The organism is Pseudomonas sp. Xaverov 83, assembly GCF_019352905.1.
Classification (GTDB): Bacteria; Pseudomonadota; Gammaproteobacteria; order Pseudomonadales; family Pseudomonadaceae; genus Aquipseudomonas; species Aquipseudomonas yamanorum.
Genome location: NZ_JAAAFU010000010.1, coordinates 1 through 10,782, shown reverse-complemented (window position 1 = coordinate 10,782; position 10,782 = coordinate 1). Strand labels below are relative to the sequence as shown.

General features: G+C 61.9%; 12 protein-coding genes. 9 read left to right on the top strand and 3 right to left on the bottom strand.

Features of this window, described 5'->3' with window-relative positions; all coding sequences use genetic code 11:
- Window positions 1–248 precede the first annotated feature (248 nt).
- The 5 genes from K0H47_RS04450 to K0H47_RS04430 are packed head-to-tail and all read left to right on the top strand — an operon-like array spanning window position 249 to window position 3,691.
- Window positions 249–1,397, top strand: coding sequence for an amine dehydrogenase large subunit (locus tag K0H47_RS04450; protein WP_177027611.1), 1,149 nt, complete (start codon window positions 249–251; stop codon window positions 1,395–1,397).
- 12 nt (window positions 1,398–1,409) lie between these two features.
- Window positions 1,410–1,949 carry a MauE/DoxX family redox-associated membrane protein gene (locus K0H47_RS04445; protein WP_063029037.1) on the top strand — a complete coding sequence of 180 codons (540 nt, stop codon included), beginning with the start codon at window positions 1,410–1,412 and terminating at the stop codon, window positions 1,947–1,949.
- 3 nt (window positions 1,950–1,952) lie between these two features.
- Window positions 1,953–2,573, top strand: coding sequence for a methylamine dehydrogenase accessory protein MauD (gene mauD, locus K0H47_RS04440; RefSeq protein WP_063029035.1), 621 nt, complete (start codon window positions 1,953–1,955; stop codon window positions 2,571–2,573).
- Window positions 2,574–2,592: 19 nt separating this feature from the next.
- Complete coding sequence (locus K0H47_RS04435) at window positions 2,593–3,114, top strand: methylamine dehydrogenase light chain (protein ID WP_003208877.1); 522 nt, start codon at window positions 2,593–2,595, stop codon at window positions 3,112–3,114.
- A gap of 55 nt (window positions 3,115–3,169) precedes the next feature.
- On the top strand, window positions 3,170–3,691 hold the full coding sequence (locus K0H47_RS04430; RefSeq protein ID WP_219272054.1) for a cytochrome c: 522 nt from the start codon (window positions 3,170–3,172) through the stop codon (window positions 3,689–3,691).
- A 130-nt stretch (window positions 3,692–3,821) separates the two neighbouring features.
- On the opposite strand, the gene feaR is transcribed toward K0H47_RS04430, so the two are convergent.
- The 3 genes from feaR to paaY form a co-directional block, all read right to left on the bottom strand.
- Window positions 3,822–4,736, bottom strand: coding sequence for a transcriptional regulator FeaR (feaR, locus tag K0H47_RS04425; protein ID WP_003208881.1), 915 nt, complete (start codon window positions 4,734–4,736; stop codon window positions 3,822–3,824).
- A gap of 76 nt (window positions 4,737–4,812) precedes the next feature.
- Window positions 4,813–5,736, bottom strand: coding sequence for a phenylacetic acid degradation operon negative regulatory protein PaaX (gene paaX, locus K0H47_RS04420; protein WP_063029029.1), 924 nt, complete (start codon window positions 5,734–5,736; stop codon window positions 4,813–4,815).
- Between the two features lie 61 nt (window positions 5,737–5,797).
- Window positions 5,798–6,388, bottom strand: a complete 591-nt coding sequence (paaY, locus tag K0H47_RS04415; RefSeq protein ID WP_134326259.1) for a phenylacetic acid degradation protein PaaY — start codon at window positions 6,386–6,388, stop codon at window positions 5,798–5,800.
- 361 nt (window positions 6,389–6,749) lie between these two features.
- Between paaY and paaG the strand changes: the two genes are divergently transcribed.
- The 4 genes from paaG to paaK all read left to right on the top strand — a co-directional run bounded on the left by paaG (window position 6,750) and on the right by paaK (window position 10,636).
- The gene (gene paaG, locus K0H47_RS04410) at window positions 6,750–7,541 is read left to right on the top strand and encodes a 2-(1,2-epoxy-1,2-dihydrophenyl)acetyl-CoA isomerase PaaG (protein ID WP_219272052.1); all 792 of its coding nucleotides are present in this window, start codon (window positions 6,750–6,752) and stop codon (window positions 7,539–7,541) included.
- Window positions 7,542–7,555: 14 nt separating this feature from the next.
- Entirely contained in the window at window positions 7,556–8,005 is a 450-nt protein-coding gene (gene paaI / locus K0H47_RS04405) for a hydroxyphenylacetyl-CoA thioesterase PaaI (RefSeq protein ID WP_008431049.1), read from the top strand.
- Window positions 7,998–9,209, top strand: a complete 1,212-nt coding sequence (gene pcaF / locus K0H47_RS04400; RefSeq protein WP_063029023.1) for a 3-oxoadipyl-CoA thiolase — start codon at window positions 7,998–8,000, stop codon at window positions 9,207–9,209. Before paaI ends, pcaF begins: the two co-directional genes overlap by 8 nt.
- Before the next feature lie 101 nt (window positions 9,210–9,310).
- Complete coding sequence (gene paaK / locus K0H47_RS04395; RefSeq protein ID WP_219272050.1) at window positions 9,311–10,636, top strand: phenylacetate--CoA ligase PaaK; 1,326 nt, start codon at window positions 9,311–9,313, stop codon at window positions 10,634–10,636.
- Window positions 10,637–10,782: the final 146 nt, after the last annotated feature.

The following is a 10,782-nucleotide window of genomic DNA, read 5'->3' as shown; positions in this document are numbered from 1 at the left end:
GTGGGGCAAGAGCCTTTTGGTTACTTTTGGGCTCCTTTCAAAAGTGACCCGCTGTAAGAGCGGAACCAATACCAGCCATAACAAAAATAACGGATATACACCCCCACCCCACCCCATTGGCACAGACAAACAACCACTTGGCAGCCACAACAATTCTTGCAATCCCCCCACAAGGCAGAATCCAGTTGCAAGAATCTGCCAAAGCACCCGCGATTAGCAAAACACAAAAAATTCAGGGAGTGCCCCTAATGCGAAGCAACAGGATCAACGTACAGTCAGCGCTGGGTCTGGGCCTGCTTGTACTCGGCTTGAACAGCGCCCAGGCGGATTTACCGCCAGACACCATAGGCCAGACCACCCTGGCCTTCCCACCGGAAGCCCACCGCGCCTTCGTGGTAGACGTCGAATTCGAAAGCTTCGTAGTCGGCCGCGTCACCGTGGTAGATCCCGACAAAAAGCGCGTCCTCGGTATGGTCCCCACCGGCTTCGCCGCCCCCTCGGCCCTGAGCCACGACCAGAAGACCCTGTACAGCGCCGACATCTACTACTCCCGCGGCACCCGAGGCGACCGCACCGACGTGCTCACCGCCTGGGACAGCTCCAGCCTGTCACCTTCGTGGGAAGTCCTGATCCCGAACAAACGCGCCGAATCCCTGACCCAACGCTACGGCCTGAAGACCAGCGGCGATGACCGCTTCGTCTACATCTACAACTTCACCCCCTCCACCTCCGTGACCGTGGTCGACACCCAGTCCCGCTCCGTCACCGCCGAAATCGCGATCCCCGGCTGCGTACTCAACTACCCCGTAGGTACCCGCCGCTTCGCCTCCCTGTGCGGCGACGGCAGCCTGCAAGTGGTGACGCTGAACGAGCAGGGCCAGGAAACCTCACGCAACCGCACGCACTTCTTCGACCCCAACGCCGAGAAGCTCAACGAACGCGCGGTGAACGTGGGCGACACCTACTACTTCACCACCACCACCGGCACCATCCGCCCGGTAGATTTCTCCGGCGATGAGCCGAAAATCCTGCCGTCCTGGTCACTCACCACCGACGCGGAAAAGAAAACCGGCTGGGCTCCGGGTGGCTGGCAGTTGATGGCTGTGGCACCAAAGCTCAACCGCATGTACGTGCTGATGCACGACAACCACGAGCCGATGAAGTGGGAAGACCCGAGCACCATCATCTGGGCCTATGACCTCAAGACCATGAAGAAGATAGCCACCCTGGAAGCCCCGACCCCGGTCTGGAGCATGCAAGCCACCGGCGACGACAAGCCCCTGTTGCTGGGTGCCGACGTCGAAGGCGGCTTGCAGATCTTCGACCTCAAGACCAATAAACTCACCGGTAGCATGGCCAAGGTAGCGAAGACCGCAACCCAGATCATGAGCTACTAAAGAGGTTCGGCCATGCATATCGACCCGATCTTCATCATTGCCAGCGCCCTCGCCATCGCGGTGTTGCTGGCCAGTGCCGCGACCCACAAGTTGCGCGCACCGGCACGCTTCGCCCGGCAACTGGCCGATTACCAGTTGCTGCCAGAGGCAGTGACTCGCCCCGCCGCCCGGGTAATCCCGGTGCTGGAACTGGTGATTGCCTTTGCCCTGCTGGTTCCGGCCAGCCGTTCCTGGGCCGCCCTCAGCGCCGCCGGCCTGATTGCGCTGTACGCCGCCGCCATTGGCATCAACCTGTGGCGCGGCCGCCGGGACATCGACTGCGGCTGCGCAGGCCCCGACCAGGCGCAGCCGTTGCGGCCGATCCTGCTGTTGCGCAACGGCGCACTGGTGGCCGTGGCCCTGCTGGCCAGCGTGCTGCCGATTGCCCGTGACCTGGGTTTTTTCGACGGCTTCGTCACCGTCGCCGCCAGCGCCGTCGCGCTGCTGATTTACGCCGCAGCCGATGGCCTGCTGGCGAACTCCCCTCTTCTGCTCAAACTGATTGGTAGGTGATCAATGGAAGGCCTTATTGTTTCCAACGTACTGCTGTGGGTACTGCTGCTGGCGCTGGCGTTTGCCGTGATGGGCCTGGTGCGCCAGATTGGCGTGCTGCACGGGCGCATCGCCCCGGCCGGCGCGCTGATGGTCGACAAGGGCGTGGCGGTGAATGAGCCGGCGCCGCAAGTCACCGCTTCCGACCGTAAAGGCCGCCCGGTGAACTTCGGCTATGCCGGTGAGAAGAACCAGTTGCTGTTCTTCCTCTCGCCCACCTGCCCGATCTGCAAATCTCTGTTGCCGGCGATCAAATCCATCGCCAGGGAACAGGCCGACCGCCTTGATGTGGTGTTTATCAGCGACGGCGACATGGAAGCCCAGCAAGCGCTGATCACCGAGCACAAGCTGGACGACGTCACCTACGTGGTCGGCCCGGAAGTCGGCATGACCTACCAGATCGGCAAGCTGCCCTACGCCGCGTTGATCGACAAGAGCGGCACCTTGCGCGCCAAGGGCCTGGTCAATTCCCGCGAGCACCTGGACAGCCTGTTCGAAGTCGAACACCTGAAAAGCGCGACGCTGCAGGAATACCTCAACAGCCAGCCGCATCCCCACGACCACAGCCACGGCCATAGCCATTGATTAAGGCAGGGAGACTCTCATGAAATTGCTGGATCTGTTATTCGAGCGCTCGACCCGTCGCCTGGCCGACACCACGTCGCGACGCAAACTGTTGGCCCGTATGGGCTCGCTGATGGTCGCAGGCGCCGCATTGCCCCTGCTGCTGCCCCTGGACCGCACCAGCAAGGCGCTGGCTGCCGATAACCCGAAAGCCGGTGATCCGGGCGACCCGAACAGTTGCGACTACTGGCGATACTGCTCCATCGACGGTTTCTTGTGCAGTTGCTGTGGCGGTTCGGTGACCTCTTGCCCACCGGGCACCGAGGCGTCCCAGGTGACCTGGATCGGCACCTGCCGCAACCCGGCGGACGGCAAGGACTACATCATTTCCTATAACGACTGCTGCGGTAAGCAAAGCTGCGCGCAGTGCGCGTGCACGCGTAACGACAGCGAAGAACCGGCATACCGACCGTTCAACAACAACGATGTGAACTGGTGCCTGGCGGCCAAATCCCACATCTACCACTGCACGGTCTCGATCATTCGCGGCGTCGCGGTTTAGCCCGATTGGGGCGGCTGGTCCAGGCCATCCGCCCCGACACACTAAGGTGATCGTCATGCACAGGTTGTTATTGCTGGGGCTGGTATGTGCACTGGCTGCCCCGCTCGCCCAGGCTCGGGCCATTCCCAATCCAAACCAGAAGCACGCACCGGGGAATGAGTCGCCACAAACGCCGATTGCCCAGGCCGGGTACAGCGTGGCGACCAACTATCAGCTGCAGTGTGCCGGCTGCCATCTGGGCAGCGGCATGGGTTCGGCGGGGAACGACACGCCGAGGATGACCGGGTTTGTCGGCAACTTTCTGAAGGTGCCGGGTGGTCGGGAGTTTTTGGTACGAGTGCCGGGGATGTCGCAGTCGGCGCTGAACGATGGGCAACTGGCGGATTTGCTGAACTGGCTGATGCGCCCGGACGGGATGGCGGGCAAGAGTACGCCGGTGGATTACAAGCCTTACAGCGCTGAGGAAGTCACTGAGTTGCGGCACAAAGCGATGCTCAATCTGCCGGGCACAAGGGCGGGGTTGATCAAGGAGATGCGTGCCCAAGGGATTGCCATTGAAGATGGAATGCCCAACTGAACGAAACGCGATCCAAATGTGGGAGCGGGCTTGCTCGCGAATGCGGTGGTTCAGTTGATGCATTGGGTGACTGACACACCGCATTCGCGAGCAAGCCCGCTCCCACATTTTTGATCGGCGTATCCCCTGATCAGGCGTGTTGTTTGCGGTACTCACCCGGCGCAATGCCGAACCGTGACTTGAACGCCGTCGAAAAATAACTCGAATCCGAAAACCCCCACGAGTACCCCAACACCGAAAGTTTTTCCTCCACCCTGGATTGGCGCAGGGATTCAGCACACAAATCCAGACGCCGGTTCTTGATGTACCGCGCCACCACCAGGCCCTTGCGGGCAAAGATCCGGTACAGCCCGCGCACCGACATTCCCACCTCCCGCGCCAGCCACTCGGGGCACAGCTCTTCGGAGCGAATATGCTGGTCAATGCACTCCAGCGTCTTGCGGAACACTCGCTCATGGGCGTCGCTGCCCTCACCCGCCTGGCTGATCGCCGGGCGCAGCAGGTTGATGATCGCCTCCAGCGTCGCCTCGCTTTCCTGCAAAGTCAGGTTGTCTTGCCGGGTGGCCTCCAGAATCAGCTGCCGGGACAGCATCGCCATCGGCGACGTCGCCTCGATGCGGTGCCCGCATTTGACCGGATTGAAGCGCAAGGTCTGCTCCACCAGGTACGACGGCAGGATCAACGACAACTGCCGCGAATTCTCGCTGTAGGTAAAGTCGCTGGGGTGCGCCGCATCGATCAGGGTAATGTCGCCGGCGCGCAACAGCGCCTTGCTGTCGCCCTGGGCCATGCCCGCCGTGCCGTCGAGCTGGAACACGGCAAAGTACTTGCCGCCCTCGCCCGCCGCGATTTGGCTGGGGGTACGAAACAGCCGCGCCTGACAGGCGTCGACAAAGCTGAGTTTCAGCGCGCCGCTCTGGTACTCGCGGATCTGCCCGGAAAAACCATCCCCCAGGATTTGCCCATCGAATGCGCCACAGATCTGATTGATCTGATGGATCCATTGGTCGAACCCGTCACAGCGCTGTGCAATTGAAGACATCATGTTCAGGCCTCACGCAGGCTTATTTTTATTCTCTACGCCACCTCACTCCACCCGTTCTCCTGAACAGCGTCGCTCCTTATTTCAGGCCCCCGAACCGCCGGTAAAAACTCTCGCCCACGTCCGGCAACGGGCCGTCGGCAGTTTCCAGCGCGCTGTTCAGCCATTCCTCGGCCTTGGCGTAGATCAACCGGTAAATATTGCGGCACAACTGGCGGGCGGCGCGGCCTTCCCAATCGCCGGGGAGCAATTCGTCGGGCAATTGCGGGTCGCGCAGCAGCAGTTTGCGGTACTCATGAATAAGCAGGACCCGTGCCAGGAAACAATCCGAAGGCTGTAGCTGTTCCTGCTCGCGAAGCGCTTGCCAGAGCGGTCGGAACAGTTGGATGAACTCGCTGTAATGGGCCGCCAGCTCCTCGATGTTCCAGCTCTCGCGCACCTGCACCCGCAGGGCCTTGGAGGCCAGTACATCCTGGGCGGTGGTCTCGAAGACGATGGTGTCTTCCTGCGCACCCAAGTCGAGCAAGGTGGCATTGACGTCGGCGCGGTCACTGCGCGGGCAGGCCAGCACGGTCGGGGCAATCGCACCAAAACCTTGCCACTCCAGCTCTTCACGCACTTGTTTGCGCTTGTCCTGGGTCAGCTGCGTGAGCATCACCAGGCACCACGAACCATCCCACGCCGGCACGCTGGAGCTATAGACCCGCTTGAAGGCCTTGTCGAAACGCCGACGCCCGGCACCGGTCAGGCTGTAGTAGCTGCGGCGCCCGACTTTTTCGGCGGTCAGCCAGCCTTCCTTGGTCAGGCGAAAGATCGAGGTGCGGATCAGCCGTTCATTGATGCCGATGGGTTCGAGCAACTGGATTAGGCTGCCCAGCCACACCGTCCCGCCGTGGGGTTCGATGGCGTCCCCGTACAAGGTGATGATCAAGGAACTGGCGCGAATCGGCGTCTGCTCCTGGAAGCGGGTAATCAGTTGGTTCAGGGGTGTCAGTGACGACATGGGCGTACCGAGGCAAAAAGAGAAAATATACCGTTTTTAGCGGCGTCGGGATGCAGGCGATTCATCTGCCCTTGGGCCGCAGGCCGCTGTCGCTGATGCGTGGGCGATCAGCTTCCGGTGCGCTCAGGGGTGCGCATTCCTGCATCTGCTCCAGGCAACGCTGAGCCAGGCGCTGGTATTCACGGGTGCCGGTTTGTTTCCAGTGCACCTCTTCATCACTGAGGCTGCGCTTGACGCTGGCCGGCGTGCCCATCACCAACGACTGCTCAGGGCACTCGAAACCGGCTTTGACGAACGCCGCCGCCGAGACGAATGAGCGAGCGCCGATACGGGCGTTGTCCATCACCACCGCATTCATGCCCACCAGCGCATCGGTGCCGATCCGGCAACCGTGCAGCACGGCGCCGTGGCCGATATGGCCGTTGCGCTCGACCACCGTGTCGCTGTCCGGGAAGCCGTGCATCACACAGGTGTCCTGCAGGTTGGCGCCTTCTTCGAGGACGATGCGCCCGAAGTCGCCGCGCAAACTCGCCAGCGGCCCTACATAGCAATGGGGGCCGATGATCACGTCGCCGATCAGTACCGCCGAGGGATGGACGTAGGCCGTGGGGTCGACCACCGGGGTCAGGCCGTCGAGGCTGTAGCAAGTCATGGGGATTCCTTTTATGGCGTATTCGCAAAGCGATGCCGATCTTGGTTTATTTTGTATCACATCATTTTTACAAGCACAAAGCTGAAAAAGCGTATCGCTTGGATCAAGTGTCGTCCTGACGTGATATGGCGCCGTCAATATTCGACTTAAATCCAATGAAATAGGGGATTTATCAAGTATTTATCGACCAACACAGCGAGCAATTCATTTTTATCAAACTTAAAACAAGACACAACAAATCAATTTTATCATTGCATTTATGTATCACGTTAAAGCTATACTCCGGCAAAACCGGCTGACCACGCCGATCCAATAATGAGCCGGCTGACCGCCGAGCGTGCACCGTGAGGGCCTCACGACCATGAACTTCGAACACATCCTGTTTTCCATCGAGGCCGGCGTCGCCCTGCTCAGCCTCAATCGCCCCGACCAGCTCAACAGCTTCAATACGCAGATGCACGGCGAAGTCCAGCAAGCGTTGAAGCGGGTCCAGGAAAACCCCGACGTGCGCGTGCTGCTGCTCACCGGTGAAGGCCGCGGCTTTTGCGCCGGGCAAGACCTCAGCGACCGCAACGTGGCACCCGGCAGCGCGGTGCCGGACCTGGGTGAATCCATCGAGAAGTTCTACAACCCGCTGATCCGCCAACTGCGCGACCTGCCCCTGCCGGTGATCTGCGCGGTCAACGGCGTGGCGGCAGGTGCCGGCGCGAACATCCCCCTGGCCTGCGACCTGGTGCTGGCAGCCCGCTCGGCGAACTTCATTCAAGCCTTCTGCAAGATCGGTCTGATCCCCGACTCCGGCGGCACCTGGACCCTGCCGCGCCTGGTGGGCATGGCCCGCGCCAAGGCCCTGGCCCTGCTGGGCAATCGCCTCAGCGCCGAGCAGGCCGAGCAATGGGGCCTGATCTACCGCTGCGTGGACGACGCCGAATTGCGCAACGAAGCCCTGACCCTGGCCCGCCACCTGGCCACGCAACCGACCTACGGCCTGGCGCTGATCAAGCGCAGCCTGAACGCCAGCCTGAGCAACAGCTTTGACCAACAGCTGGAGCTGGAGCGCGACCTGCAACGCCTGGCCGGGCGCAGCGAGGATTACCGCGAAGGCGTCGCCGCCTTCATGGAAAAACGCAGCCCAAGCTTCAAGGGCCGCTGAAAGGAGCGCACCACATGACCAACCATGAAGCCATGAACCTGGCCAACCAATGCGCCCAGGCCATGTTCAGCCGCGATGCCGCCAGCCAGGGCATGGGCATGCGCCTGCTCTCGGTGGCGCCGGGTTGCGCACGACTGGGCATGAGCGTGCGCGCCGACATGATCCAGGGCCACGGCACCTGCCACGGCGGCTACCTGTTTGCGCTGGCGGACTCGGCATTCGCCCTGGCCTGCAACAGCTACAACGACGCCACCGTGGCGCTCGGCTGCAGCATCGACTACATCGCCCCGGCCCACCTGGGCGACACCTTGAGTGCCGATTGCCGCGAGCAAAGCCGCTCGGGTCGCACCGGCAACTACGACGTCCGTATCGAAAACCAACTGGGCCAGCTGATTGCGCTGTTCCATGGCAAATCCTACAAAGTGCGCGGCACGGTGCTGGCGCAGGAGAATCCGAATGAATGACGCCTTGATCATCGACGCAGTCCGCACCCCGATCGGCCGCTACGCCGGCGCCTTGAGCAGCGTGCGCGCCGACGACCTCGGAGCGGTGCCGCTGCGCGAACTGCTGCGCCGCCACCCGCAAGTGGACTGGAGCAGCGTCGACGATGTGATCTACGGCTGCGCCAACCAGGCCGGCGAAGACAACCGCAACGTGGCGCGCATGTCGGCGCTGTTGGCCGGGCTGCCGGTCAGCGTGCCGGGCACCACCCTCAATCGTTTGTGCGGCTCGGGGCTCGACGCCATCGGCAGCGCGGCCCGGGCGATTCGTTGTGGCGAGGCTGGCTTGATGCTGGTGGGCGGCGTGGAATCGATGTCCCGTGCGCCGCTGGTAATGGGCAAGGCCGAACAGGCGTTTTCCCGCGATGCGCAGCTGTACGACACCACCATTGGCTGGCGCTTCGTCAACCCGCTGATGAAAAAGGCCTACGGGATCGACTCGATGCCGGAGACCGCTGAAAACGTCGCCGAGCAGTTCAATATCTCCCGCGCCGACCAGGACGCGTTTGCCCTGCGCAGCCAGCAACGTGCAGCCGCCGCCCAGGCCAGCGGGCGCCTGGCCAGGGAAATCGTCGCGGTGGAAATCCCCCAGCGCAAAGGCCCGGCCAAGGTGGTGGAACACGACGAACACCCCCGCGGCGACACCACCCTTGAACAACTGCAGAAACTCGGCACGCCATTCCGCGAGGGTGGCAGCATCACCGCCGGCAATGCATCCGGGGTCAACGACGGCGCCTGCGCCCTGCTGCTGGCCAGCGCGGAAGTTGCCAAGCGTCACGGCCTGGTCGCCCGTGGCCGGGTGGTGGCGATGGCCACCGCCGGCGTGGAACCGCGCATCATGGGCATCGGCCCGGTGCCGGCGACCCGCAAGGTGCTGGAACTGGCCAACCTGAGCCTGGCGGACATGGACGTGATCGAACTCAACGAAGCCTTCGCCGCCCAGGGCCTGGCGGTGCTGCGCGAGCTGGGCCTGGGGGACAACGACCCACGGGTGAACCCCAACGGCGGCGCCATCGCCCTCGGCCATCCGCTGGGGATGAGCGGCGCACGGCTGGTAACCACCGCCCTGCATGAACTGGAGGAACGTGGAGGCCGCTACGCCCTGTGCACCATGTGCATCGGTGTAGGCCAGGGCATCGCGCTGATCATCGAGCGCCTGTCCGACTAAAGATTCGCGATTCCCGGGGAGCCTAGCGGTATCCTTGGGGCATGCACTCAAAGCCCGCAGTGTGCGGTGGGCTGATACACAAAAATAATTCGAGTGAACTCATGAACATGCCTATTCCAAACGCCGTGCTTAACCCCGTACTGGACCCGCTGGAAACCGCCAGCGTCGACGAACTGCGCGCCCATCAACTGGAGCGCCTGCGCTGGAGCCTGCGCCACGCCTACCAGAATGTGCCGCTGTACCGTCAGAGCTTCGACGCGCTGGGGGTGCACCCGGACGACATCAAGTCCCTGGAGGACCTGGCCAGATTCCCCTTCACCACCAAAAGCGACCTGCGGGACAGCTACCCCTACGGCATGTTTGCCGTGCCGATGAACGAGGTGGTGCGCCTGCATGCGTCCAGCGGCACCACCGGCAAGCCGACGGTGGTGGGTTACACCCAGAACGACATCGACACCTGGGCCAATGTGGTGGCCCGCTCGATCCGCGCGGCCGGCGGGCGACGTGGCGACAAGGTGCATATTTCCTATGGCTACGGGCTGTTCACCGGCGGCCTTGGTGCCCACTACGGCGCGGAACGCCTGGGTTGTACGGTGATTCCGATGTCCGGCGGGCAGACGGAAAAACAGGTGCAACTGATCAAGGATTTCCAGCCGGACATCATCATGGTCACGCCCTCGTACATGCTGAACATTGCCGATGAAATCGAGCGCCAGGGCATTGATCCGCACAAGCTGGCGTTGCGGTTGGGGATCTTCGGGGCCGAGCCTTGGACTGCCGAGTTGCGCGGTGCGATTGAGGCGCGACTGGGGATCACGGCGCTGGATATTTACGGGCTTTCGGAAATCATGGGGCCTGGGGTGGCCATGGAGTGTGCGGAGACCAAGGATGGGCCGACCATTTGGGAGGATCACTTCTACCCGGAGATCATCGACCCGGTGACGGGTGAGGTGTTGCCGGATGGGCAGATGGGTGAATTGGTGTTTACCTCCTTGAGCAAGGAGGCGTTGCCGATGATTCGCTACCGCACCCGGGATTTGACGCGGTTGCTGCCGGGGACAGCGCGGCCGATGCGGCGGATCGACAAGATCACCGGGCGCAGTGATGACATGCTGATCATTCGCGGGGTTAATGTGTTTCCCACGCAGATCGAGGAGCAGGTGCTTAAAATAAAACAGCTTTCAGAGTGTTATGAGATACATCTGTATCGTAATGGCAATCTGGACAGTGTGGATGTGCATGTGGAGCTCAAGGCTGAGCATCAGCATCTGGATGATCAACAGCAGAGAGCTGTGTCCAGTGAGTTGAGCAGGCACATCAAGACGTATATCGGGATCAGCTCGCGTATCGTTTTGCAGCCGCTGCATTCGATCAAGCGGTCTGAGGGGAAGGCTTGCCATGTGATGGATCGTCGCCCTAAGGCATGACTGCTGCACCTTTTTGGCCCTGCATTTGTGGGGCTTTTTTTTGATTGGTTTTTGGGGGGTACATATCCGTTGCTGCGGTAACGGCCGCTTATGGTTCCGCTCTTACAGCGGCTCACTTTTGAACAGCGCAAAAGTAAGCAAAACGC